This window comes from Kitasatospora sp. NPDC127121 (assembly GCF_042677305.1).
GTDB lineage: Bacteria > Actinomycetota > Actinomycetes > Streptomycetales > Streptomycetaceae > Kitasatospora.
In genome coordinates this window covers 52,512-76,770 of sequence record NZ_JBHXTQ010000013.1, presented here as the reverse complement: position 1 = coordinate 76,770, position 24,259 = coordinate 52,512, and the positions used below count along the sequence as shown (strand labels likewise).

Annotated in this window: 18 protein-coding genes and 1 other RNA gene; 6 read left to right on the top strand and 13 right to left on the bottom strand. The window is 73.0% G+C overall.

The features are described 5' to 3' along the window. Nucleotides 1-8 precede the first annotated feature (8 nt). The 5 genes from ACFVHI_RS10120 to ACFVHI_RS10100 are packed head-to-tail and all read right to left on the bottom strand — an operon-like array spanning nucleotide 9 to nucleotide 8,305. On the bottom strand, nucleotides 9-1,904 hold the full coding sequence (locus ACFVHI_RS10120) for a DUF6339 family protein (protein WP_380337538.1): 1,896 nt from the start codon (nucleotides 1,902-1,904) through the stop codon (nucleotides 9-11). Then, on the bottom strand, nucleotides 1,904-2,806 hold the full coding sequence (locus ACFVHI_RS10115) for a hypothetical protein (RefSeq protein WP_380337535.1): 903 nt from the start codon (nucleotides 2,804-2,806) through the stop codon (nucleotides 1,904-1,906). The genes ACFVHI_RS10120 and ACFVHI_RS10115 overlap by 1 nt, the downstream gene beginning before the upstream one ends. Continuing rightward, nucleotides 2,803-4,695, bottom strand: a complete 1,893-nt coding sequence (locus ACFVHI_RS10110; RefSeq protein WP_380337532.1) for a hypothetical protein — start codon at nucleotides 4,693-4,695, stop codon at nucleotides 2,803-2,805. Before ACFVHI_RS10110 ends, ACFVHI_RS10115 begins: the two co-directional genes overlap by 4 nt. Beyond that, nucleotides 4,692-5,705, bottom strand: coding sequence for a PD-(D/E)XK motif protein (locus ACFVHI_RS10105; RefSeq protein WP_380337529.1), 1,014 nt, complete (start codon nucleotides 5,703-5,705; stop codon nucleotides 4,692-4,694). The genes ACFVHI_RS10110 and ACFVHI_RS10105 overlap by 4 nt, the downstream gene beginning before the upstream one ends. Beyond that, nucleotides 5,705-8,305: a Z1 domain-containing protein gene (locus ACFVHI_RS10100; RefSeq protein WP_380337526.1), complete on the bottom strand. Its 2,601-nt coding sequence runs from the start codon at nucleotides 8,303-8,305 to the stop codon at nucleotides 5,705-5,707. The genes ACFVHI_RS10105 and ACFVHI_RS10100 overlap by 1 nt, the downstream gene beginning before the upstream one ends. A gap of 167 nt (nucleotides 8,306-8,472) precedes the next feature. Between ACFVHI_RS10100 and ACFVHI_RS10095 the strand changes: the two genes are divergently transcribed. After that, on the top strand, nucleotides 8,473-9,306 hold the full coding sequence (locus ACFVHI_RS10095) for a very short patch repair endonuclease (RefSeq protein WP_380337523.1): 834 nt from the start codon (nucleotides 8,473-8,475) through the stop codon (nucleotides 9,304-9,306). Between the two features lie 20 nt (nucleotides 9,307-9,326). Here ACFVHI_RS10095 and rnpB read toward each other — a convergent pair. From rnpB to ACFVHI_RS10070, 5 genes are all read right to left on the bottom strand, one after another. Beyond that, an RNA gene (rnpB, locus tag ACFVHI_RS10090) (RNase P RNA component class A) lies at nucleotides 9,327-9,723 on the bottom strand. 13 nt (nucleotides 9,724-9,736) lie between these two features. After that, complete coding sequence (locus ACFVHI_RS10085) at nucleotides 9,737-11,224, bottom strand: MFS transporter (RefSeq protein WP_380337520.1); 1,488 nt, start codon at nucleotides 11,222-11,224, stop codon at nucleotides 9,737-9,739. Nucleotides 11,225-11,334: 110 nt separating this feature from the next. Continuing rightward, complete coding sequence (locus ACFVHI_RS10080; RefSeq protein WP_380337517.1) at nucleotides 11,335-12,792, bottom strand: RNB domain-containing ribonuclease; 1,458 nt, start codon at nucleotides 12,790-12,792, stop codon at nucleotides 11,335-11,337. Between the two features lie 122 nt (nucleotides 12,793-12,914). Further along, complete coding sequence (locus ACFVHI_RS10075) at nucleotides 12,915-13,286, bottom strand: type II toxin-antitoxin system death-on-curing family toxin (RefSeq protein WP_063347370.1); 372 nt, start codon at nucleotides 13,284-13,286, stop codon at nucleotides 12,915-12,917. Continuing rightward, nucleotides 13,283-13,663 (bottom strand): hypothetical protein, encoded by a 381-nt coding sequence (locus tag ACFVHI_RS10070; protein ID WP_380337514.1) that lies wholly within the window; start codon nucleotides 13,661-13,663, stop codon nucleotides 13,283-13,285. The genes ACFVHI_RS10075 and ACFVHI_RS10070 overlap by 4 nt, the downstream gene beginning before the upstream one ends. A gap of 142 nt (nucleotides 13,664-13,805) precedes the next feature. Here ACFVHI_RS10070 and ACFVHI_RS10065 point away from each other — a divergent pair, with 142 nt between their 5' ends. After that, a complete protein-coding gene (locus ACFVHI_RS10065; RefSeq protein ID WP_079135552.1) occupies nucleotides 13,806-14,246 on the top strand; it encodes a DUF3995 domain-containing protein in 441 nt (146 codons plus the stop codon). Between the two features lie 117 nt (nucleotides 14,247-14,363). Next, on the top strand, nucleotides 14,364-15,149 hold the full coding sequence (gene yaaA / locus ACFVHI_RS10060) for a peroxide stress protein YaaA (RefSeq protein WP_363628563.1): 786 nt from the start codon (nucleotides 14,364-14,366) through the stop codon (nucleotides 15,147-15,149). Between the two features lie 50 nt (nucleotides 15,150-15,199). Here the strand turns inward: yaaA and ACFVHI_RS10055 are convergent, their stop codons facing one another. Genes ACFVHI_RS10055 through ACFVHI_RS10045 form a run of 3 tightly spaced genes read right to left on the bottom strand, consistent with a single transcriptional unit; the run spans nucleotide 15,200 to nucleotide 17,944 of the window. Continuing rightward, nucleotides 15,200-16,336 carry a bifunctional RNase H/acid phosphatase gene (locus ACFVHI_RS10055; RefSeq protein WP_063347373.1) on the bottom strand — a complete coding sequence of 379 codons (1,137 nt, stop codon included), beginning with the start codon at nucleotides 16,334-16,336 and terminating at the stop codon, nucleotides 15,200-15,202. Nucleotides 16,337-16,340: 4 nt separating this feature from the next. After that, the gene (locus ACFVHI_RS10050) at nucleotides 16,341-17,084 is read right to left on the bottom strand and encodes a zinc ribbon domain-containing protein (RefSeq protein WP_063347374.1); all 744 of its coding nucleotides are present in this window, start codon (nucleotides 17,082-17,084) and stop codon (nucleotides 16,341-16,343) included. 23 nt (nucleotides 17,085-17,107) lie between these two features. Then, on the bottom strand, nucleotides 17,108-17,944 hold the full coding sequence (locus ACFVHI_RS10045; protein WP_380337509.1) for a Nif3-like dinuclear metal center hexameric protein: 837 nt from the start codon (nucleotides 17,942-17,944) through the stop codon (nucleotides 17,108-17,110). A 644-nt stretch (nucleotides 17,945-18,588) separates the two neighbouring features. Here ACFVHI_RS10045 and ACFVHI_RS10040 point away from each other — a divergent pair. From ACFVHI_RS10040 to ACFVHI_RS10030, 3 genes are all read left to right on the top strand, one after another. Next, on the top strand, nucleotides 18,589-21,819 hold the full coding sequence (locus tag ACFVHI_RS10040) for a lanthionine synthetase LanC family protein (RefSeq protein WP_380337506.1): 3,231 nt from the start codon (nucleotides 18,589-18,591) through the stop codon (nucleotides 21,817-21,819). Further along, the gene (locus tag ACFVHI_RS10035; RefSeq protein WP_380337503.1) at nucleotides 21,816-23,813 is read left to right on the top strand and encodes an alpha/beta hydrolase family protein; all 1,998 of its coding nucleotides are present in this window, start codon (nucleotides 21,816-21,818) and stop codon (nucleotides 23,811-23,813) included. The genes ACFVHI_RS10040 and ACFVHI_RS10035 overlap by 4 nt, the downstream gene beginning before the upstream one ends. A 261-nt stretch (nucleotides 23,814-24,074) precedes the next feature. Continuing rightward, nucleotides 24,075-24,218 (top strand): VenA family class IV lanthipeptide, encoded by a 144-nt coding sequence (locus ACFVHI_RS10030; protein WP_159398410.1) that lies wholly within the window; start codon nucleotides 24,075-24,077, stop codon nucleotides 24,216-24,218. The last annotated feature ends 41 nt before the right edge of the window (nucleotides 24,219-24,259 follow it).

Sequence of the window (24,259 nt, the reverse complement as noted above, 5' to 3'; positions counted from 1 at the left end):
GGAACGAGTCACGCTCGCGGTCCGAGTACCGCGAGCAGGCTGCGGCCCAACGCCTCGGCCACCACCGGCGGAACCGCCTGGCTGATCTGCCGATAGACGGACGTCTTCCTACCCTGAACCTTCCAGTCGGTCGGAAGCCCTTGCAGGAGTGCCACCTGCTCCAGGGTAAGTCTCAGCAGTCCTTCGCCCGGCGGGGCCCCACGATCCAGAACGAAGTCGGCGGCGGGCGGCTCGTCCCCCAGGCTCCCCCCGTACACACCCAAACGGGCCCACATGGCCTTGGAGCGCGACGGACCGAGATCGGCGCCCCCGCGCCCCGTCGCGCCCCCCACGATCAGCGGGGCGGGAACATCCGCACCGGCGGCCCACTCTGCGGCGTGGGGCCACCCGCGGGCGGCCATGGATGGCAGCAGTGTCTCGCCCAGCGTGGGCCGCTGGCCGGGAAGCGGGTCGGGCCAGGTGAAATGCTCCATGTCCTCAGCACTCATGGCCACCGCGAAGCCGTGCCCCCTCAGCTGTGGCACACCGAAGTCCACCGCCTGGAGCTCGCCCCTCTCGACCACGTAGCCGAGTTCCTCCGCAGCGGCGAAAACCTTGGCCCGAGCCTCCTCGAACTTGGGCTTCTCCACAAAGTCGGGGATGTTCTCCAGCACCAGAATGCGCGGGCGGACGGCCATGGCCACAGCCAGCGCACCCACGAGCACGTCGCGAGGGTCGCTGGTCGCCTGCTGTCGGCCGGCCGACGTGTACGGGGAGCGGGGCAACCCACACACCATGACATCGACGTTGCCACGGAAGACGGAGTGTTCCGGTCCAAGGTGTTGAAGATCGCCCGTCAACACCTCCCAGGCCGGTCGATTGGTCCTCAGCGTGTCACAGCTGTCCGCGTCGATCTCGATTGCCGCGGCGATCTCGAACCCCGCCCGTTCCAGCCCGAGCGTCATGCCTCCGACCCCGGCGCAGAGATCGATCACCGTCAACGGGGCGTCCTCCGTCACGGTGCTGCCTGCAGCCGAACCCACCGATCTTGCCCCGCTCATACCGGAGCCCTCGATCGTGCGCACGTCGTCCAGCGACGGCCGCTGGGCCGGAATCGGGAACGGAGACTTCGGCTCACGCCCACTGTCCCGACTTGTGATCGTCGCCAACGACTCCTGGACGAGGCCGCGCAACTCCTCGTCGAGCTCCTTCTCGTCGAGGGCGTCAAAGGAAACGAACGCGCGCAGTCGCAGGATGCGCTTCAGAAAGTCTCGGAAGACCTGCCGATCGGCGACCTCCTCGTCCGGGATGTCGAACTCCTGCCACACCCGAAGGATCCCGCAGACAAGGTGCGAGCTGGCGCCGATGGATGTCCGCCGGGCGAAGACCTGGTCGAAGGCCTCCTCCCCGAGCACCGATAGCGCGTCGTAGAGATCGTCCGGGTCGAGCCGCTCGCCACCCACCAGGTGGGCCCGCCACCAAAGGCGTCCAAAAACGTGACGGGTGATGTCGCGGCCGGTGACGCGTCTCGGGTTGAAACCGGGGAAACGCCACGCGGCCACGTCCGGCATCACGACAAGGGACAGGAACGCCCACAACTGTGGGGACAGGGCCTCGGCAGGGATGATCCCCGCGTCCTTGTAGAGAAGTCGCGCCACCTCGGTGTCGAAGCGCGCCGCCGCCCGCCGGGCTGGCGGCCTGTCGGACTGCGCCGGGAAACCGTTCTTGACAGCCACGGCAACGACCGCATCCCGGAGTGCCGTCAGCCGGTCCGCGGGGAGACGCCGCCCTCCGGTCGCGGCGTAGTACGTGGCGGGGTGGGACACGGCGGCGCGGGTCCGAAGCTCTTCGACCGTCCGGTCCTTGAGCTCCACACACAGTCCGTCGACGGCGGCTGGCAGCAGCTGCGGCATCAGGTAGGCCATCAGGACTCCTTCGCGAAAAGCCGGACGGCGCTCTGGACGCGTGCGGAGAACAGGGAGGGGTCGTTCTCGTACAACTTGCGGAGGCCCTCCAAGGAGGTGTCGGGGAAGTAGGTGTGGACGATCCCGAGCAGCAGGTGCCCGAGCGTGTCCGGTTCGTATCGCCAGTCCTCACGAAGCTCCGGGTTCCGGACCGCGTGCTCGACAAGAAGGCGGACCACATCCGCCCGCAGCGCCGAGTGGACAGGGCGGTCAGCCGGCGTCGGCTGATCGGCCCGCTTCATGGCTTCGAGCACCGACGGCGTCCCGCTGTTGACCAGCAGGACCATCGCGCCCATGGCGGCCGCTCTGGGGTCCGGCCCGATCGACAACAGCCACGGGGCGTCGTCCGGATAACCCGCAAGCTTGAAGTCGACCACTGACATGGGGAACTGGGAGTCGTCACCCTGCAGCCTGACCTGGGCCTCGTCCCGCCAGAGGATCGACCCGGCGCGGCCGGCGGTCCAGAGGGACATCGTGTTCACCCGCGAAGTCAGGACGAGTTGAGTGTCCAACACCAGCACCCCACCGCTCTCCCGGCCGTGCACAGTGAAGGAGACGGGTACCACCGTCGCCCCCACGGCCGGCAGCGTGACGCGATGTGCCCGCACTCTCAGCCCGGAGCCGGAGGAACTCCAGACGACCACCAATGTCAGCTCCGCCTCGACGGGGAGTCCGGTGGACCGGCGAACCGCGTCGACGTCGATGCGCACCTCGCGTTCGAGGTGGAGATCGTACTGGTAGTCCCAGTCCGGGATGAACGACGGGAGCGGCCCACGCCCCTCCCCGTCCAGGCGGACCGACCAGCCGTCCGCGGACACCTCGTCGTTCTGCGGCCGCCGGTAGGGGAACACCTGCCGGCTCATGCGGACACCTCCCTGAACCCGGCTTCGAGTGTCACCTGCGTTACGGTGTCGGGCGCCGGCCTGACCAGAAGAGACCAGACCTTCCCGTCTCCGCCTTCCGCTTGCAGAATCCTCGCGGTCGCGAAGTCACCCGCGTCGGACACCCAACCAACCACCTCAGGCACCGCCGCACCCTCCGGTGGTGAATCCTCCCGACCGCCTCCGCCCAGGGTGACACCGAGAACCGCCTTCACCTCATACGGTCCGCAGTCCGACAGCTGGAAACGCTGGACCACCACCGGTCGGCCCTCGAAGGTGTCCGGAAACGGGGCGTCCAGGTGCCGGACCCGGGCACCACGCCTACCGGACCGGTCCACCGTCGTGTCCGATGTGCCATTGGCCACCGAGCCGACTGCCGCCGTACCGGACCGACCCCCCGATCGGCGACTCCACCCGGGCGGGCCGAACACGGCCCCGCCCCCCTGTCCGGCGGCGCCGACCATGAGACCCGACATCAACCGGCTCATACGGGCGAGCGAGACACCATCGCCGGACTCCACACCCTGCGCTCGCGGGGCGGCCGCCTCCTTCATTTCGCGCTTGATCTCCCGCATGGCCCAACCGGCCAGACGGTGCTCGTCCCCGCTCAGCTTCTCGACCAACCAGTCGTCGTGAGTGGCCGGCTCGCTGGCCGCGAAGACACGGTCCATTGCGGAGTCCGCTCGGAAGACCGCTGCGTACCCCATCGCCTCGTCCGTGGGCGCAGGCCCTTCGAGGTACCTCACGACCAGATCGACGGGCCGCATCAGACATGTGTGGTGCACCCGCCCGACGATGCCGGCCTCCCGCGCCGGTGGGGGCGGTTCACCGAACGGCGAGATCAACGGCTTGAGTCCGAAGGTGCCCAGGATCCGGCCGAGGCTCCGGTGCTCGATCGGCCTGTCCATCGAGCGGAACGCGTGCACGAAGGGCCCCAGGTGCGGGACCGTGGCCGGTTCGGGCACCGGCACCATGGTGCCGTCGTGCACGGCGGATAGACGAAGGGGCGGCTTGCCGTCGGCACCGGGGAGCATCTTGGGCCACAGGTTCCAGACCATGGCATCGGCGATCCACCGCATCCCTTCGGCCGCGGTGCGGTCTCCGAAGTCGGGGTCGACGATCGCGATCGTCGTCCCGGTCGCACCTTCGGGGAACGGGCGCAGGCCGAGTTCGCTGGCTACGGTGTCAGCCGTTTCCCCCGTCAGCGGCTCGACGTACGACACACCTGTCTGATCCCCCCGGTCCCGAACCTCGCCCCAGTAGTGGCGCCCGGTAAAGGATCGGGGACCGAGAACGGTCTCCGTGGTGTACCGCTCGTGGAGCGCCCACCCGATGAGGCGGGTCTCGATCCGGTTCCCGACCCGACAACGGGTGTGGACGAGCACGGTATGTGCGGCGGACGCGAGGTGGAAGACCACCCGGCCCGCCCCGTACGTACCACCCCGGCCCTCCGCGTCCTGGGAATCGCCGACGTTCCTCACGAACGCGACGAAGTCCGAGGCCTCCTCCGACACCTCGTCGGCCCGGGTCGGACCGCCGAGGCCCTTGGTGCCGAGGTCCGTGACCATGAGCATCCTCGGCGCCGAACGGTGGAGGGACGCCCGCAACGGCAGGTGAGCGGGCGTCGGCGCGTCGCGTTCGAGCAGCGCACGCCACGCCGGCGCCTCGGCCGGGCCGAGCGTGCGCAGTTCGATCCTGAAGTCGACCGGCCCGTCCCCGGCGCGGGCGTCCCAGCTGTTCTGGGCCGACTCCCGCACGAGCAGGGTCAGGTTATCGAGTTCCGTCGCATCGAGCCGACGCAGCAGTAGGGACCCGCCGTTCCCGCCGCCCGGTCCGTGCTGTTCCGAGAACCATCGCGGCACCGTCGTCACGCGTTCCGCCCCATTCGTATCAGCAGCTCGTCGACGACGCCAGGCTCCAGCGGCTCCGCACGCACCCCGACCAGGTCGACCACGTATCCGACATCCAACACGCCTTCGGGTACGCCGTCGACAAGCGAGCCCACCATTAACCGCGGGAACGTTTCATCGACCGTGTACCACCGGCTCTCCACCAACCGGAGTCGACGATCGGCCTGCGGGTCGCCCGAGCCGGACCGGTACCCCGCGCTCAGCAGCCCGGCCATGAACCCGGACTCGTCGTCGCAGAGGTCGCGCACCCGTTGGACCCGCTCCTTCAGGGTCTCGCCGTCGACGCGCTCCTCGAACCTGTGCCAGCCCAGCAGAAGATCGCCGCCGTCCGGCTCCTCAAGCTGGTCCAGGCCGTGCACATGGACGGTCCTCCGTTCCGAGGCGTCGATGGTGCTCTTCACCTCGACGGCATGGCGTCCGTCGGTGAAGTCGTGGCGTTGCCCGTCGGGGCCCACCCAGAGCCGAACGGCCCCCGGGTCGATCGTCAGCAACCGCTCCAGAACTGACAGTTCACCATGCAACCCGACGAGCTGTTCACGGCTGAGCATCCTCGGGACCCCGGCGAACAACCGGCGCCAGCGGTCCACGACCGCAAGGGCCGTCCGGTATGGGCGCGAACCATCCGCTTCCAGGGCGAGGAGGACGTCCTTGCACAGCCCGGTGAAGACGTCGTCAAGCTCCCTGAGCGCACAGGTGATGTCGGCGTACCGTCCGTACCGGTTGTCGTCCTGCAACGGCCGTTCGTATATGCGCAGAGCCGCTCCGGCCACGCTGCCGGCCACGCTCTGACGTCGCTGCAGAGGCACCAGGAGGTGTCGAAATCCGTGGCCGTCCACCGCTGCCAGCAGCCGCCCCAGTTCCGTGTCGACCGGCAACTCCGAGGTCCGAACGACATCGGCGCCACCGGCAGGGCCAACGCCGAGAGCCACCCAGTGATCCTCGAGAATCCTCTGAAGGCCTCCGTCCGTCATCAGCCCTGCTCCTCGTAGAGCGCGGCCGAGAGGTCCTCCTCCGGCATCGCGTCCAGATCGTCGTCCTGCACGACACCGGAGAGGTCCGCGCTGTACCAGTCCACCTTGCTGTCCTCGCCACGCGGCACGGGAAACACCATGCCCACACCAATCACGTGGTCGACGGCGTCCAGCGGGAGACGCTCCTTGCGCCTGGTCGGCGAAACCCGGTCGATCGGGTAGAGGACGAGCAGCCCGGTGTCCGGCAGTTGGGTCTGCCGGAGGTGCTTGAGCACGTCCTCGGTGACCTTTCCGCCGGACCAGCCCTTGAGGTCCAGGTCGATACCGGCGTCGATCGGATTCATCAGGGTCTTGATGTCCGCGGCCGCCGGATCGGCCGTGATCTGCCGCGCGCGAACGATCCGGTCGACGGCGATGCCCTCGACGAACTCGTAGAGCATGTCCGACGAACCGCTCGGGGCGTTGCCCACCACCGCGACGTTCCAGCGCCGCAGACCTCCTCCGTTACGGGCCCGGGTGCGCTTCTCGATGTACTCCCGCAGCAGCTTCGTATCGCAGTCCATCGACTTCTCATGGAATCGGTACTCGTCCAGGAACCTGAGAACCAGGCCATGCGAGACGTCCCTCAGCACGTGCCTACCAGGCCGGCCGTGAACCGTGTGGTCCTCGTGCCGCGCACCGTCGAGCTTCAACGCGTCACGGAGCAGCCCGCTGGCGGCCTCCTGATTGACCTGCAGCCAGGCCGCGTCGTGCGTGTGGAAGTACCGGGTCTGAATGCGCTGGCCGCCGTACGACGAACTCGCCTTGATCGCATCGCGCATCTTCGCGGCCGCGGTGATCCTCAGCGAAGGGTGACTGCGCAGGCGGACCGCGAAGGTCTCCGGCGTCTTGTCCTCGACGAGGTAGCGGTCAATGTCACGCCGCATCTCCGCCTCGACCATCGCGATGTGCCGGAACGAGTCACGCAGGTCGTCCGTCATCCACACGCGCGGCAGGTCCGCATAGCCGTTGCGGAAGCCGAACCAGCGCCCCATCTGGAGGAGCGTGTCGTACGTGGACGCACCACGAACGAAGTAGCTGACGATCAGGCCTTCCAGAGTCAGGCCGCGGGAGAGGGTGTTCCCTCCGACCGCGATCGCCGTGACCGGACCGTTCTCGTAGTCGAGGCGCTCAAGGCTCGTGGAGTTGTCCAGTATGATCCGGCACTCCGCGAGAACCCCGGGCAGGTGTTCCACGAGCTCGTCGAACGAGGTCTCCGTCTCGTCGAACTCGCTCGCGTCCACACGGCCGGTCTCGCTCCCCCACAGGCGGCGCAGCTCGCCGAGTGCGGCCGTGTCTCCGCGCTCGACCAGCGCGGAGACCTCCTCTCGGAAGTCCTCAAGCGGCGCCTTGAAGCTCTCGTGCACAGCAGTGCCGACGCTGGTGTGGACGAGCATCGTGGAATGACGGTTCCCCGTGCCACGGAAGCGACGGGCGGCGGTCGCGAGCCAGAAGTAGAGAACGGACTCGCGCAGGGCTCCCTCGATCTCGGGAACGAATCCGTCGATCTCATCGCGTCCGGGCCGGACCAGAGGGATCTCCTCGTACGGGACCGTACGGATCATGTCGTAGCCGTCCGGAACGTCCTCCGGGTCCTCCCCATCGATCGGCTGCCGACCGAACAGCACCTCGGTCCCGAAGTGCCCCTTCGGCTTCGGCAGGTTGACGATGAAATCCTTGGGGTAGAGGTCCCCGGCGGCCGGGTCGATCAGCAGGTTCGCGAACGGGGTGGCCGTGTAGCCCACGTAACCGACACGTGGGAAGAGGTCGATGATCTCCCGGATCAACGGGTTCGTCGTCTTGGAGGCGACACTGGCCTGGTCCGCCTCGTCGTCGATGATGAGCGTGGGGCACGTCTTCAGATAGTCGGGCGCCTGCTCGAGCCAGCTCTTGAGTTTCTTCAACCGGGGAACGTTCTTCTTCACCACGCAGAGCACGTGCTGCCCGTTGCTCTGGGCGAAGAAGGCCGCCGGATTGCCGTGCGGTTCGAAGTCGCCCTCCGTCTTGGTCAGCGTGTGCCACTGGTCCAGCACCGGATCCACCAGCTGGTCCTGAAGCCTCAGCTGGGTCTGCCTGCGCAGGCCGTTGTGCATGCCGGCCAGAACGATGAAGAACTTGTATCCGGCGTCTGCCGCCTTGGCGATCAGCGCCGTGAAGTTGGTGGTCTTCCCGGACTGGACGTATCCGACGACCAGCCCGCGAGTGGAGAACGACTTCTCCAAAGGGTGGTCGAGCATCGAGACCACCTTGGTGGAGGCCTCGTCGAGACTCTGAACGGACTCCTCGTCCCACGCGGTCCGCCCGAGCAGGTTCTGAAGCGCGGGCCAACAACGGTCGCCCTCCTGCGGACCGACGTACCAGGTCTCACGATTGTTGCGGACCACGGAGCCGGGCTGGCGCATGTCCCGCACCTTGATGGTCTCCTGCTGGTGCCGTTTGGCGATGCGCCTGACCAGTTCCTCGCTCATCCCGAACAGCCTGATCGTGCTCAGCGCCTGCTCGGGCGTCTTCTGCTTGATCAGCTGTTTAAACGCCTCGTACTGCAGATCGAACTCGTTCATTGCGCCGCCCGGCTCCCCTGTACAGCTGATTCGTCCACGCCCCACCCAGGGCACGACGGCGGTGCGAGCGCCCCGGCCATGGATCGATCGCGAAAACAGTACAGGCAATCACCGTCTCGACGGCCTCCTGTTCACCGCCCCGACCCTCACGGCGGGACCGAGTGTCCATGGCAGGTCCTACGCTGGGCCTTGGAGCCGGGACTTCAAGGGCCACAAGCACGCCTGACAGGCGGAGAACGGGACTGACCAGGATGAACGCCACGGATTCGTCGATTCGGACCGCCCCCTCGCGGTCTCCGAGCCGGGCCGAACGATCGCGCGAGCAGGACCACGCAGCCGGAGGCCCGGAAGCCCGACTGGTGGACATCGGAGGTGGCCGGCTACGGCCTGCCAGCGTCGTCCTCACCACCTCGCCCCGGACAGGCACTACCCGCGCGGGTCTGCGCTGGTCCGTCGACGGCCGGACGCACAGCGCCCGGCTCGGCATCGTCGACCGCCGTACCCGTGGCGCCAACCTTCGCGAGGGATGGCGTCTTGCCCGGGAGGCCGGACTCCTGGTCGACGCCGTCGAGCAGGGCGTCGTCTCCTGGGCGTCCTCGCCAGGGACCCGGCGTTCCATGCGCTCAAACAAGGGCAGGGACACGGCCCCGGAGCGTCGGCTTCGGTCGCTGCTGCACGCCGAGGGACTCCGTTACCGTGTGTCGGCACGACCCCTGCCCGACCTTAGACGAACAGCCGACCTGGTCTTCCCGAAGACGAAGATCGCCGTGTTCGTCGACGGCTGCTTCTGGCACGGCTGCCCGGACCACGGCACCCGGCCCTCGGCCAACAGCTCGTTCTGGGAGAAGAAGCTCAACCGCACCCGGGAACGCGACACGGAAACCAACGAGGCGCTGAAGGCCGCCGGGTGGACGGTGATCCGGATCTGGGAGCACGTGCCACCGGACGCGGCCGCCGAAGCGGTCAGGGCCGCGATCGACGCCAGGACATCCGGCCCTTAGGGCAGGAAAAAAAGAAGGGGCGGAAGAGTCGGCCTGTACGCCGGGTTCTGTCTCCCGGGGTGCTCGCGCGGCCCGGGGAGGCGGCCATCCATCTAGGACTGCCGTTGCCGACAGCCTCGTGCGGTCTACCCGCGGACTCGGGCGAGCAGCCCTCAGTCATCCGCGCACGGCGCCCGAGGGCGCCGATCTTGACCTTGCTCCAGGTGGGGTTTACCGAGCCGGCCGAGTCACCCCGGTCGCTGGTGGTCTCTTACACCACCGTTTCACCCTTACCCGCCGCCGAAGCGGTGGGCGGTCTGTTTTCTGTGGCACTGTCCCGCGGGTCACCCCGGGTGGGCGTTACCCACCACCCTGCTCTGTGGAGCCCGGACGTTCCTCGGCGGGTCAAGGACCCGTCGCGGCCGCCCGGCCGGCTCTTCCGCCGTAGTGGTCATCGTAGCCGCTCGGGTGGGGCCTCCCGTACACCGGAGCGGACCACGGGCGGCTCGCCGCCGAGGCGGGCGGCCACCCGGACGGCGGTCGCGGTCGCCCACGGGGTGGTGGTCGCCAGGCCGAGGAGGAGGATCGCGCCGCCCAGGCCCACCAGGATCCACCAGCCCGCGTGGCTGGCCGGGGCGAAGCCCGTCGCCACCGGGCCGACCACGGCCGAGGTGACGACCGTGCCGATCACCGCCACCCCCAGCGACTGGCCGATCTGGCGGCTCGTCGAGGCGACCGCCGCGGCCACCCCCGCCTGGGCGCGCGGCATGCCGGAGACGGCCGCGTTGGTGATCGGCGCGTTGACCATGCCGAAGCCGAAGCCGAACAGCGCGTACGCCGCCAGCAGCAGCGCCGGCGGGGAGTCGGCGGCCAGCCTGGTCAGCAGCAGCCCGCTCGCGACCAAGCCCAGCCCGGCCGCGACCAGCGGGCCGCGCGGGCCCCGGCTGCCGACGATCCGGCCGGACAGCGGCGCGCAGACCAGCATCATCGCGGCCATCGGCAGCGTCCACAGGCCCGCCTCGAACGGGTCGTAGTGCCGGACGTTCTGCAGGTAGAGCGTGTTGAGGAAGAGGAAGCCGCCCAGGGCCGAGAAGGCGCAGACCGCGGTGACGGTGGCGCCGGTGAACGGCGCGCTGGCGAAGAACCGCGGGTCCACCAGCGGCTCGGCCACCCTCCGCTCCCACAGCGGGAAGGCGACCAGCGCGGCCACGGCGGCGGCCGCCAGGGCGAGGATCAGCGGGGACGTCCAGCCGCTGCCCGGGCCCTCGATGATGGCCGCGGTGCCGCAGCCCAGCAGGACGATCATCAGCAGCTGCCCGACCGGGTCCAGCCGGCGCGGCCGGGGCGAGCGCGACTCCGGGACGTAACGGGCGGTCAGGAGCATCGCGACCACGGCGACCGGAACGTTGATCAGGAAGATCGACGGCCAGCCCGCGCCCTCCACCAGGAAGCCGCCCAGCAGCGGGCCGAGCGCCATAGAGATGCCGACCACGCCGCCCCAGACGCCGATCGCCCGGGCCCGCTCCTTCGGGTCGGTGAAGGTGTTGGTGATGATCGACATCGCCACCGGGTTCAGCATCGAACCGCCGACCGCCTGCAACGCCCGGAACGCCACCAGCCACTCCAGGCTCGGCGCCAGACTGCACAGCAGCGAGCCGAGCGCGAAGCACAGCAGCCCGGTCTGGAACACCCGGCGGCGGCCGAAGCGGTCGGCCACCGAGCCGAACAGCATCAGCAGCGAGGCCAGGACCAGGGTGTAGGCGTCGATGATCCACTGCAGCCCGGACGCCGGGGCGTCCAGATCCCGCTGGATCGCCGGCAGGGCGATGTTCACCACGGTGTTGTCCAGGCCGACGATGAACAGGCTCAGGCAGCAGATCGCCAGGACGAGCAGTCGGCGGCGTCGCCCCGGGGCGACGGAGGGCTGGGCTTCGGGCACGGGACCGATCCTCCCACCTGGGCGGTGCTCGGGGGCCGTGTGACGGACCGTCCGGGTGGCGGCGCCGGGCGGGCGCCGGGGGCGCGTGGGGCGTGTGGAAGCGGTAGGGGTCAGACGGCGGCGAAGCGGACGGTGCGGGTGAGCGGGTCGGCCTGCGTCAGCCGGACCCGGATCAGCCCACCGAGCGGCAGCACCGCCCCGGGATCGGCGCCGTCGCAGCGGGCCCGGACGGCGGGCCGGCGCAGTTGCACCGTGCCGGCCGCGGGCCGCCGCTCGTCCACGTCGATCACCACGGCGGTGAAGTCCTCGCCCTCCCGGCCGGCCAGCAGCTCCGCCTCCACCAGGTCCACGCAGGCCCGTTCGACCTCGGCCGCGCGGCGGTCCCCGCTCGCCATCAGGCCCGGCACGGCGGGCAGCGCCTCCCGCGCCCAGTCCGGCACCTCCTCCCCCGCCGCCACCGCCGCGCACACCTCCTGCGCGAAGCGGTCGCCGAGCCTGCGCAGCGGCGCGGTGCAGTGCGCGTACGGCGCGGCGAGCGCGGCGTGGCCCGGGTCGGCCGGGGCGGGCAGGCCCCGGGACTCGTCGAAGGCGTGGTAGCCGGCGCCGCGCAGCAGGCCGGTGCACGCGTTGAGGAAGGCGGCGTCCATCGGCGCGTCCGGGTCCAGGGAGCGGATCAGCTCCGGGTACGGGAGCGCCTGCGGCCAGTCCACGTCCAGCGCGGCGGCGATCCGGCGCAGCCGCTCGTACGCGGCGGCGGGCGCGGCGGGCAGGGTGCGCAGCAGGCCGACGCCCGCGTCGAGCATCAGGTCGGCCGCGGCCAGGCCGGTGAGCAGCGAGATCTGCGCGTTCCAGCCGTCGGCGGGGCCGGGCGCGCGGTAGCCGAGGACGTAGCCGTGCAGGGTCTCCTCGACCTCCTGCTCGGGCACCGGGAGGCTGATCCCGCCCCGCGCGCGCTCCTGCTCCTCGCGCAGCCGGCCGACGGTGGCGAGCAGGGCGAGCTGTTCGTCGGCGCCGCCGAGGTCCACCGCGCGCTGGACGGCCGCGTAGTCGAGGCGGCGGTGCGAGCGGACCAGGGCGCGGCGCAGGTCGGCGAGCACCACGGCGCCGTCGGCGTCCAGGTCCAGCTGCCAGAGCAGGGCGGGCCGGGGCTCGCCGGGCAGCAGGCTGGCGGCGTCCTCGGAGATCCGGGCAGGGTGCAGCGGGACGCGGTGGTCCGGGAAGTACAGGGTCTCGACCCGGCGGCGGGCCTCGGCGTCGATGGCGCCGCCCGGGCGGACGAAGGCGGCGACGTCCGCGATGGCGTAGTACACCCGGTAGCCTCCGCCGGGGCGGTGGAGCAGGTGCATGGCCTGGTCGAGGTCGCGCGAGCCGGGCGGGTCGACGGTGAACAGCGGCAGGTCGGTGGCGTCGTGCTCGGGCAGCCGGGGGCGCTCGGCCGCCTCCTCCGCCTCGGCCAGCACCGGCTCCGGCCACTCGGTGTGGATCTCCAGGCGGGCGCGGAGTTCGGTCAGTTCGGTGTTGATCCGGGCGGAGTCGGCGGCCTTGACGCGCAGTTTTCGGCGAGGCATGCAGGCAGCGTAGGGCGAATCGGGTGATTCCGGACGGATCACCCCGCCGGACGCGCCGGGCGGCCGGTGCCCACTGGGCGGCCGGTGCTGCCGGTGCCACTGGACTGCCGGTGCTGGTGGGCTCAGCGCCCCAGCAGCGACTTCAGGTCCTTGCCCGCGAGCACGACGGCGTCGTCGTAGCCGCCGGTGGCCAGCCGGAGCATGAAGGCCACCGCGTCGTCCGGGTGCGGGTCGGTGTACGGCTCGCCGTTGTAGTCCAGGAACAGCAGCATCGCCTCGAAGGCGGTGCGCTTGTTCCGGTCGATCAGCGGGTGGTTGCGGGACAGGCTCTGACCGAGGGCGGCGGCCTTGGTCCACGGGTCCGGGTAGGCGTCCCCGCCGAACAGGCTCGCCTGCGGGCGGGCGATCGCCGAGAGCAGGCCGCCGAGGTCCCGGATGTTCTCCGGGCCGCCGGCCAGGTAGGTGACGTCCTCCAGGTCCAGGTACTCGGTCACAGGTCCTTGAGCCTCTCCAGCGTCTCCGCGTTGGCGGCACGGATCCGGGCGACCATGGCGGCCCGACGCTCGGACCGGCTCTGTCGGCCGGGCTCCTGCTGGCCGGCCCTCTGCTGGCCGGGCTCCTGCGACTGATCGGTGAGCGCGTCCGGCACCTCGGACTGGCGGACCTCGAAGGCCAGCTCGGCGGTGTCCGACCCGGCCGGGGCCTCGGTCACCCGCACCCGCCCGGCCATCACGGCCTCGGCGGCGGCCCGCACCGCGAACTCCAGGGCCTGCCGGGTCTCCGCCGGCAGGCCGGCGGGCAGGCGCACGGACAGGGACTCCTCCACGGCGTCGTCGTCGCCGGGCACCAGGTCCAGGGGTCGCAGGGTCATCTCGCTCACACTCCTCGCTGCTCACCGTAGTGGCGAACGCCGGGCGGCCCCACCGGATTTCCAACCCCCGGGCGGGGTGGGGCCCGGGTGTGAGCACTCGTAGGCTGGGGTCGAGTGGTCGTTCACGAAGGGGGTTCGGGCAATGGGTGCGGTGAAGGTGACCGGGGCAGCGGTGTCGGGGGTGTTGGCGGCGACGGGGGCGCTGCACGCGGTGTGGGCGGTGACGCCGTGGCCGCTGCGGACGCCGGAGGAGTTCGCGGACACCGTGGTCGGCGCGGGCGACGGACCACCGTCCCCGGCGGCCTGCGTCGCGGTGGCGGGGCTGCTCGGGACGGCCGCGTACCTGGTGGGGGCGGAGGCCGGGGTGCTGCCTGCGGTGGGGCCGCGGCGGCTGCGGCGGGCCGGGGTGCGGGCGGTGGCCGGGGTGATGCTGGCGCGCGGCGCCGGCGGCCTGGTGCTGTTCGGGAGGGCCGTCGAGCGCTCGGAGCGGTTCAAGCGGCTGGACACCCGGTACTACTCGCCGCTCTGCCTGGCGCTGGCGGCCGGGACGGCCGTGGTCGCGGGGGCCGGCGGCGCCGAGTAGCCGCGGCCGGGGCAACCGTCTCGGGGCGGACGGACGGGGCGGGCGGGCCGCCCGGGGCGCGCCGGTTTTGCGTAGGGTGGCGGGGTTCATCCGCCACAGAGTGTTGAGGAGTCCGCTGTGCTGGTGCTGTTGCCGCCTTCGGAGGGCAAGGCCGCATCCGGGGACGGGGTGCCGGTGGCGCTCGACCGGCTGTCGCTGCCCGGGCTGACGGCCGCGCGCGGCGAGGTGCTGGACGCGCTGGTCGGTCTCTGCCGGGGTGACGAGGACACCGCCGCGGAGGTGCTGGGGCTCAGCCCCGGGCTGCGCGGCGAGATCGCCCGCAACGCCGGGCTGCCGGCGGCGGGTGCCCGTCCGGCGGGCGAGGTGTACACCGGGGTGCTGTTCGACAACCTGGGTCTGGCCACGCTGGACGCGGCCGCGTACGGCCGGGCCGAGCGGTCGCTGCTGGTCTTCTCCGGCCTGTGGGGCGCCGTGCGGATCTCCGACCGGATCCCGCCCTACCGCTGCTCGATGGGCGTGAAACTGCCCGGCCCGGGGGCGCTCGGCGCGTACTGGCGGGGCGCGATGGCGTCCGTGCTGCCGGAGGTGGCGGACGGGCTGGTGCTGGACCTGCGCAGTTCGGCGTACGCGGCGGCGTGGAAGCCGGCCGGCGAGGTGGCCTCCCGGACGGCGACCGTCCGGGTGCTCCAGGAGCGCAACGGCAAGCGCACGGTCGTCAGCCACTTCAACAAGGCGACCAAGGGGCGCCTGGTGCGGGACCTGCTGGTCGCGGGGATCGAGCCGAAGACGCCGGGCGAGCTGCTGGACGCGCTGCGGGGCCTGGGGCACCGGGTGGAGCTCGCCGCCGAAGGCACGGCGCGCAAGCCGTGGCAGCTGGACGTGGTGGTCACCGAGGTGCACTGAGCCCGCTCCGGGGGGGCGGTCCCCCGCACCGCTCCCCCGAAGCCAGGCGTTCAGCGCAGGTGCGAGGTGTCGTTGAGCAGCCGCAGCGAGGCGTTGCCGTCCGCGTAGTACTGGACGGCGCAGAACGAGGCGGCGGACAGCTCCATCCGGTACAGCGCGTCCGGCGGGGCGCCGAGCGCCAGCCGGACCAGCGTCTTGATCGGGCTGACGTGGGAGACCACCAGCACGGTCCTGCCGGGGTGCCGGGCGATGATCTTGTCCCGGGCGACGCCGGCCCGGTGGGTGAGCGTGGTGAAGCTCTCCGTGCTGCCGGTGGGCTTGGCCTTCGCCGAACCGAGCCAGGCCGCCAGGTCCTCCGGGTGGCGCTCCTGCACCTCGGCGAAGGTCAGGCCCTCCCAGTCGCCGAAGTCGACCTCGCGCAGCCCGTCCTCGTACCGGACCTCCAGGCCGAGCCGGGCGGCGACGATCTCGGCGGTCTCCCGGGTGCGGCGCATCGGCGAGGCCACCACGGCCTGGATGCTGCCGCGGGCGGCCAGTTCCTCGGCAGCCCGCGCGGCCTGCCAGCGGCCCTTGTCGGACAGTTCCGGGTCGCTGCCGCCACTGCCGGAGAAGCGCTTCTGCGGGGTCAGCGCGGTCTCGCCGTGGCGGAGCAGGACGAAGGTGGTCGGGGTGCCGAGGTCGGCGGGGGCGGCCCAGCCGGCCTTGGGGGCGGCGGTCTCCAGCGGCGGCTCGTCCACCACCGCGGCGGCCCGCGGCCTGGGCTCCCACTGGCGGCCGGCCTTGCCCGCGTCCATCGCCTCGTTGGCGAGCCGGTCGGCGTCCTTGTTCCGCTCGCGCGGGATCCAGGTGTACGTCACCCGGGCGCGCGGGAGGATCGTGCGGGCCTCGGCGGCGAGCGGCTGCATGTCGGGGTGCTTGATCTTCCAGCGCCCGGACATCTGCTCGACGACCAGCTTGGAGTCCATCCGGACGTCCACCGAGGCGTCCGGGTCGAGCTCCCGGGCGGCCTTGAGGCCGGCGATCAGGCCCTTGTACTCGGCCACGTTGTTGGTGGCGTGGCCGATGAACTCGGCGGCCTCGGCGATGATCTGCCCGGTGTCGCCGTCCCGGACCACCGCGCCGTAGCCGGCCGGCCCCGGGTTGCCCCGGGACCCGCCGTCCGCCTCGACGATGAAGCGAGCCGCCACCGGGTCAGGCGCCCGAATCGGCGGTGCGGACCAGGATCCGCGAGCAGTTCTCGCAGCGGACCACCTTGTCGGCCGGCTCGGCCTTGATGGCGTTGAACTCGGTGATGGAGAACTCGGTGCGGCAGCCCTCGCAGCGGCGCTGGTAGAGGCGGGCCGCGCCGACGCCGCCCTGCGTCTGGCGCAGCTTCGTGTAGACCTTCAGCAGGTCGGCGGGGACGACGGCGGCGACGGTCTCGCGGTCCCGCTTGACCTTGTCGGCCTCGGTGTCGATCTCGGCGAAGGCGGCGTCCCGGCGGGTCTCGGCCTCGGTGAGGACGACGGTGGAGTGCTGCAGGCGCGCGGTCAGCTCGGTGACCCGGGTCTGGGCGCTCTCCAGCCGCTCCATGACCTCCAGCACGATCTCCTCCAGGTCGCCCTGGCGCTTGGCCAGCGAGCCGATCTCGTGCTGGAGGTTCTCCAGGTCCCTCGGCGAGGTGATCGCGCCGGAGTCCAGGCGCTGCTGGTTGCGGGCGGACCGGGCGCGGACCTGCTCCACGTCCTGCTCGGCCTTGGTCAGCTCACGCGTGGTGTCGCCCTGCTGGGCCTCGGCGGCGACCACCAGGTCCTTGAGCGCGGTGTGGTCGGCGGAGGCCTTCTCGATCTCGGCGTGCTCGGGCAGGCTCCGGCGCCGGTGGGCCAGCTGGTCGAGCTTCGAGTCGAAGGCCTGGAGGTCGAGCAGGCGGATCTGGTCGGCGGGCGCGGCGTTCAAGGGGAAGGCTCCTGTGAATCGGGTCAGGCGGTGAAGGACATGGGGGCGTGCGCGGTCCACGGGTCGGTGACCCGGTGGGAGACCTTGGTCTCCACGGCCCAGCCGCGCTGGTCGGCGGCGGTGTGCAGGGCCCGCTCGGCCAGGGCGAGCCAGGGCCACTCGGTGGCCCAGTGCGCGGCGTCGACCAGGGCGACCGGCGCCGCCTCGGCGGCCTCGGACGCGGGGTGGTGGCGCAGGTCGGCGGTGAGGTAGGCGTCCACCCCGGCCGCCCGCACCTCGGCGAGGAAGCTGTCGCCCGAGCCGCCGCACACCGCGACCCGGCTCACCAGCCGGTCCGGGTCGCCGGAGACCCGGACGCCCGTGGCGGTGGCCGGCAGGCCCTCGGCCACCTGCGCGGCGAAGGCCGACAGGGGCAGCGGGGGCTCCAGCAGGCCGATGCGGCCGGTGCCGCGGCGGCCCAGCGGGTCGGTCGGGTCCGGCACCAGCGGGCCGGTCACCCGCAGGCCCACGGCCTCGGCGAGCGCGTCCGAGACGCCGGGGTCGGCGTGGTCGGCGTTGGTGTGCGCGACGTGCAGGGCGATGCCGTTGCTGATCAGCGTGTGCACGACCCGGCCCTTGAAGGTGGTCGCGGCGACGCTGGTGGTGCCGCGCAGATAGAGGGGGTGGTGGGTGACCACCAGGTCGGCGCCCCACTCGACGGCCTCGTCGACGACCGTCTGCACGGGGTCGACGGCGAACAGCACGCGGCCGACCTCGGCCTGGGGGTCTCCGCAGACCAGGCCGACGGCGTCCCAGGCCTCCGCCCACTGCGGCGGGTAGACCTCTTCGAGCGCGGTGATGACGTCGGACAGTTTCGGCACCTGTCGAGACTACCGTGCGCGCGGGGGCGGTCGGGCCTCGGCCGTTCGGCGACCTGGGCGGCGGGGCGGCGGCAGCGGGGCGGCCGGTGCAGCGGGGATGCGGCGGCGGCGCGGTGGCGGCGCGGTTCGGACACGGGTGCCGATGGCGTACGGACGCGCGTCAATCTGCGGTGGGGGCGCCCGGGAGGGGCCGGCGCCGGTCGCACGCGCCCGCGCGCCCGGCGCCCACTGCTCACACGGGAGCCCTCGCACGAATTCGAAACCGCTTCCCGATCACCCTTACGAGTGAAGTGACCGGCTCTACGTTGAGCCACTCCCGCCTCGAAAGTAACTTCAGTCCTGCGAACGGGAGTTGCCCCGACAGTTGCCCCGACCGGGGGTCGGGAAGGCGCTCCGCCGGACACGGGCCCTGGCGAGACCGGGCCCGGGGCGGGCACGGCCGGGGCTCCTGCCCCAGGCGCGGCACCGCCGTACCAGGGCGGTGCGCCGCACCGGGGCGGCACGCCACACCGAGGCGGCACTCCCGTTCAGGGGCGGCACTCCCGCTCCTTCCGAGGAAACCGATCAGGCCGGGCCGCACGCCCGGGTGCCGGAGCAGGTGGGCACCCGCGGGCGGCGGACGAGACGAAGGGATGTGGTGGCGAATGGCGGCGGGCACATCGCTGCGTACGGCCGGGGGCGGGGAATCGGCGGGCCACGGGCCGGATGCGGCCGGACCGTGGCCGGAGACGACGCGGGCGGCGCTGGCGGAGGCCGGCGGCCGGGGAGGCGGCGGCGACTGGGAGGTCACCGCCGGGGGCTTCTGGTGCACGGCCAGGCCGCCCGCGTCGGTTCCACTCCCGGAGCAGGGCTGGAAGCTCCACGTCAGCGCGGCCTCGGCGGCGGGCGAAGCAGTGCTCGCGGCCGTCGTACGGGCTCTCGCCGACGACCCGTGCCCGTTCAAGTTCGCCGCCGGGGAGCAGCGGCTGCGCGAACTCAACTCCCGTAACAGCGATCGGGGTTCGGCGGGAAAGTTCATCACCGTCTACCCGGCCGACGACGCCCAGTTCCGGCGGCTGGCCGCCGGACTCGACCGGGCCACCGCCGGACTGCCCGGGCCCGTCGTGCTCTCCGACCGCCCCTACCGGCCCGGCAGCCTGGTCCACTACCGGTACGGCGCCTTCGCGGCCCGCGCCGAGCTCGGCCACGACGGGGAGTACCGGTCCGTCCTGCACGGGCCGGACGGCGAACGGGCCGAGGACGTGCGCGGCGCCTCCTACCGGGCGCCGTCCTGGGCCGGCGACCCGCTGGAGACCGGTGCGGCCCGGCCGGGGCCGAAGCGCGGCGCCGGAGTGCTGCTCGCCGAGCGGTACGCGATCACCGCCGCCGTACGGCACAGCACCAAGGGCGGGGTCTTCCTCGGCCGGGAGGCCGCGAGCGGCGCCGAGGTCGTGGTCAAGCAGGCCCGCGCACACATCGAGATCGACCGGGCCGGCACCGACGCCCGCGACGCCCTGCGGCACGAGGCCGCCCTGCTGACCCGGCTGGACGGGCAGGGCCTGGCACCCCGCCCGATCGAACTGATCGAACGGGACGACTCCGTCTTCCTCGTGCAGGAACGAATCGCCGGACAGCCGCTCGGCGCGTGGGTCGCCGCCCGGCTGCGGCGCGACGGCAGCCCCGACGTCGACTGGGCCGACGCCGGACCGGTCGCGCACGCCCTCCTCGACCTCGTCGAACGGGTGCACGCCCAAGGACTCGTCCTGCGCGACCTCTCCCCCGGCAACGTGATGGTCCGCCCCGACGGCCGCCTCCGGCTCGTCGACCTCGAACTCGCCGCCGAAACCGGCCGCCCCGCCGGCTCCGCCGGCACCCCCGGCTACCGCGCCCCCGAACAGGGGCCCGGCCGGCTCGGCCTCGTCCACGACGGCACCTGCGTCGCCGACCCGGCCGTCGACCTGTACGCCCTCGGCGGCCTGCTCTTCCTCCTCGCCACCGGCCACGACCCGCTACTCCCGGACGACCTGCCCCGGGCCCGCCCGGTCACCGAGCGCCTCGGCCGCTGGCTCACCCTCGCCGCCCGCACCGGCACCACCGCCCGCCGCCTCGCCCCCGCCGTCCTCGGCCTCCGGGCCGAACAGCCGGGGCAGCGCTGGAGCCTCGCCCAGGCCAGGGCGGAACTCGCGGGCGGAGCCACTACTGACGCCCGGCGCGGCGATGACACACGCCCGGACCCGGCCGACGGCCGGCCCGTGCCGACGACCGGCGCACCCACCGCCGTCACCCCTCTGTGGCAGGCCCCGAACCGGCGGGCCGTGCACACCCGACACCCCGGCGGCCCCCATGCCGCCTGCCCGACCGGCGCCGCCGCCACCGCACCCCCGCAGCGAGCCGCCTACGGCAGTGCCGCGCCCGCCAGGGCCGGTGCCATGCGGGCCGCCGCCGCTCCGCCGTGGCGCGCTGCGGCCCACCGGGCCGCGCCCGCCGAGCACTCCGCCGACGCCCACGACGACCGTTCCGCGACCGACCCGACCGACCCGACCGCCGCGACCGGCGGCCCCCGGGCTGCCGTCCGACCCGACGGCGCCGCTGCGGACGCCACCTGCCGCGCGTCGGCCGGCCTCCTCGACCGGGTGCTGTGCGACGGCCTGCGGCAGCTGGCCGTCACGGCCACGCCGCTGCGGCGGGACCGGTTGTGGCCGGTCGTACCCGCCGGGGAGCGGACGGATCCGTGCAATGTGCAGCACGGCGCCGCCGGGGTGCTGGCGGTGCTGGCACGGGCGGTGGCGGCGGAGGGCCTGCCGGGCGGGGTGCGCGCGGAGGCCGCGCGGACGGCACGGACGGCCGCCGGGTGGATCGAGCGGCGCCTGGCCGCCGAGCCGGTGGTGCTGCCCGGGCTGCACTTCGGGCGGTCGGGGACGGCCTGGGCGCTGCTGGACGCCGCCCGGGCGTTGGGCGACGACGCGCTGGCCGTTCGGGCCGCCGCGCTCGCCCGGCGGATCCCCGTCGAGTGGCCCAACCCCGACGTCTGCCACGGCGCGGCCGGCTCCGGGTTCACCCAACTCCGCTTTGCGGCCGAAGGCTTCACCGCCGAAGCCGCCGGTGACCCGGACTTCCTCGACCGCGCCGCCCGCTGCGGCCACGCCCTGCTCGCCGCCGCCCGGCACGAGCCGTACGGGCGGGTGTGGCCGGTGCCGGCGGACTTCGACTCGGCGCTCGCCGGGATCACCCACCTGGGCTTCGCGCACGGCGTGGCCGGTGTGGGCGCCTTCCTGCTGGCCGCCGCCGAGGCGACCGGCGACCGCGACCTGCTCGCCGGCGCCGTCGAGGCCGGGCGCACACTCGCCGCGACCGTCCGCTGGGACGCGCCGCGCGAGAGCGCCTGGTGGCCGCAGAGCGCGGACGATCCGGACCGCGTCAGGCTGGCGCACTGGTGCAGCGGCTCGTCCGGCGTGGGCACCTTCCTGCTGCGGCTCTGGCGGGCCACCGGCGACGCCACCGCGCACGGGCTGGCGCTGGCCGCCGGGCGCGCCGTACTGGCCGGGCGCTGGCACGGCGGGGTGAGCGCCTGCCACGGCCTGGCCGGCGACGGCGAGTACCTGCTCGACCTTGCCGAGGCCGCCGATGTCGCCGATGTCGCCGACGAGCGGGAATTCCGTTCCGGCGCCGAGGAGTTGGCGCAGCTGATCGCTGCTCGGTCGGCGCTGCGGGGCGGCCTGCTGGTGCTGCCGGACGAGACCGGGACGGGCTGCGCGGCCGGCTACGGCACCGGTGCGGCGGGCGCGTTGGCCTTCCTGCTGCGGCTGCGGCACGGCGGCCCCCGGCTCTGGGTGGATCCGGTGCCGCCCGCCGTACACCGGTCCCAGGGTGCGGCAAGCGGGGTGAGCGGGGCATGAACGTGGCCACCCGGACCGTCGCGCAGGCGCTGCGCCGACTGAGCTTCACCTTCGCCGCCGACGGCGGTCACGCCGCCTGCCTCGCCTCGGCCGCCGACGGCGGCTGGTACGTGGAGAGTTGGCGGCTGCCGTCGGACGGCGGGCCGGCCACGCCGCTCGCGTTGCCGCTGCCCGGCAACCGGTCGGAGAGCCTGCGTTCGCAACTGGTCGCGCTGCCGGACGGCTCGGTGCTGGTCTGCCGGCACGACGGCGATCGGCACGACCTGGTCCGCCTCTCGTACGGCGAGAACGGCGCCGTGGAACAGCAGGTGGCCACGATCCGGATGCCCGGGCTGCGGCTGCTGCCGATCCCGACGCCCCCCGGGGCCGGTCCTCGGACGCCGGTGGCGCTCGCCCTCGGGACGGACACCCGCCCGGCGACCACCGCCTGGCTGGTGCGGACGGACGGCAGCGAGCCCGAACGGGTCGCCGAGATCCCGGGGTTGCACGGCGGCGGCGCCTGGCTGGACCACGCCGGGGCGCTGCTGGCGCTGGACCGGGTGAACGCGGGGCTCGTCCGCACCGTGGTGCTGGACCTGCGCAGCGGCACGACCACCCCGCTGCTGGAGATCGGCGAGCGCAGCAACGACCGGCTGGTGCTGTTCGACCCGGACAGCCGGTTCGCGATGGTGCGCAGCGACGCGCCGGGCACCGACCGGCTCGGCTGGGGCGTGCTGGGCGGCGGCGAACCGCTGCGGTTCCCGGAGTGCCTGCACGTCGCGGGCATGTTCCTGCGGCCGGTCGCGCTGCGGCGGACGGCGGACGGCCCGCAGGTGGCGGTGCAGGTCGACCACGGCGCCGGCTCCGCGCTCGCCCTGTGGCGGGCCGCCGCCGGCCGGCTGGACCAGCTGCCGGTACCGCCCGGCCGGCTCGGCGCGGTCGGCCACTGGGGCGGGGCGGCGCTGCGGCTCCCGTACTCCTCGCCCGACCACCCGGCGGCGCTGGCCGCCCTGGACGTGGAAGCGCTGCTGGCGCACGGCCCGGCGAAGCCCGGGTCCGGCCCGATGCCGATGCCGCTGCCACTGCAACTGGCGCCGCTGGGCTCCGGCCTGCCCGGCCCGTGGCGGGACACCGTGCTGCCCTGGCAGCCCGGCGGTCCGCGCACCCCCCGCACCCGGCCGCCGGGTTGGCGGGTGGACGGCAGCACCGCACCCGGGGACGGCGGCCGCTGGCAGCCCGCGCAGAGCCTCGAACTCGCCGGTCCGGCCGGGCCGTTGGAGGCCGTGGTGTACGGCGGGGACACCTGGCTGAGCAGCCCGCACCTGGTGCTGGCGCTGCACGGGGGCCCGGCGGACGCCTGGCGGCTGGAGTTCGACCCGGCCCTTCAGCGGATGGCCGCCGAGGGCCTGGCCGTGATCGCACCGAACCAGCGCGGCTCCACCGGCTACGGGGTGGCGCACGCGATGGCCATCCGGGGCGCCTGGGGCGGGCCCGACCTGGACGACGTGCTGTACCTGCTGGACGGCATCGCCGGCCAGCGCGCGGCACTCGGGCTGGAGCCGCCGGCCCTGTTCGGGGTCAGCTACGGCGCGTTCCTGGCGCTGCTGGCGGCCGCGCACGCGCCGGCCGAGCAGGTGTCCCGCTGCGCGGTGGTCGCACCGTTCCTGTCCGGCGCCCGGCTGCTGGCCGAAGCGGCGGCCCCCGTACGGGCGTTGACCACCCGGCTGGCCGGCGACGAGCCGATCACCGACGCCCGTGGCCCGCGCGACGTCCTCCAGCTGGCGCACCGGCTGAGCGCCCCGCTGCTGGTGGTGCACGGCAACCGGGACGAGGTCGTGCCGGTGAGCCAGTCCCGTTCACTGCGGCACGAGTTGCTGCGGATCGGCCGGGTCGAGGGCGCGGACTTCCGGTACGTCGAGGCGGCCGGATCGGGCCACGAGGTGCTCGCCGAGGAGGGCGCGGCCGTGCTGCACGAGCTGCTGGCCGCCTTCCTGCGGACCGGCCGACCGGGCTGACCGGAGCCCCGGCACCTCGGTACGTCGACTCCTCGACTCCTCGACTCCTCAGGACGTCGACACGTCGGTACCTCGACATCTCAGGACGTCGGCACCTCGACACCTCGACACCTCAGAACGTCGACACCTCACCACACAGACTCCCGGGCCCGACGCGGCCCGGGGCACCACCCCGGCGCGGCGGACCGAGCCGCCCGGGGGCGACACCCGATGCCCGCAGGCAGATCGCGGCGGGCGTAGTTCCAGGGGAGGAACCCGATCATGGAGAACATGGTGGACTTCGAGACCGACCTCGCGGCGCTGCAGGACCTGCCGGAGACCGAGTCCGTCGAGCTGACCGGCCACGGCGCCGGCTGCCAGTACACCTGTCTCATCCTCACCTGCCTGATCTTCACCAACAGCTGATCCAGGCGGTGAGCCGTGGGTGCCGTCCCCGCCTGTCCGGA

Coding starts and splice junctions, on each gene's coding strand:
- ACFVHI_RS10120 (WP_380337538.1), bottom strand. CDS start 1,904: ATGGCCTACCTGATGCCGCAGCTGCTGCCAGCCGCCGTCGACGGACTG.
- ACFVHI_RS10115 (WP_380337535.1), bottom strand. CDS start 2,806: ATGAGCCGGCAGGTGTTCCCCTACCGGCGGCCGCAGAACGACGAGGTG.
- ACFVHI_RS10105 (WP_380337529.1), bottom strand. CDS start 5,705: ATGACGGACGGAGGCCTTCAGAGGATTCTCGAGGATCACTGGGTGGCT.
- ACFVHI_RS10100 (WP_380337526.1), bottom strand. CDS start 8,305: ATGAACGAGTTCGATCTGCAGTACGAGGCGTTTAAACAGCTGATCAAG.
- ACFVHI_RS10095 (WP_380337523.1), top strand. CDS start 8,473: ATGGCAGGTCCTACGCTGGGCCTTGGAGCCGGGACTTCAAGGGCCACA.
- ACFVHI_RS10080 (WP_380337517.1), bottom strand. CDS start 12,792: ATGCCTCGCCGAAAACTGCGCGTCAAGGCCGCCGACTCCGCCCGGATC.
- ACFVHI_RS10070 (WP_380337514.1), bottom strand. CDS start 13,663: ATGACCCTGCGACCCCTGGACCTGGTGCCCGGCGACGACGACGCCGTG.
- ACFVHI_RS10065 (WP_079135552.1), top strand. CDS start 13,806: ATGGGTGCGGTGAAGGTGACCGGGGCAGCGGTGTCGGGGGTGTTGGCG.
- ACFVHI_RS10040 (WP_380337506.1), top strand. CDS start 18,589: ATGGCGGCGGGCACATCGCTGCGTACGGCCGGGGGCGGGGAATCGGCG.
- ACFVHI_RS10035 (WP_380337503.1), top strand. CDS start 21,816: ATGAACGTGGCCACCCGGACCGTCGCGCAGGCGCTGCGCCGACTGAGC.
- ACFVHI_RS10030 (WP_159398410.1), top strand. CDS start 24,075: ATGGAGAACATGGTGGACTTCGAGACCGACCTCGCGGCGCTGCAGGAC.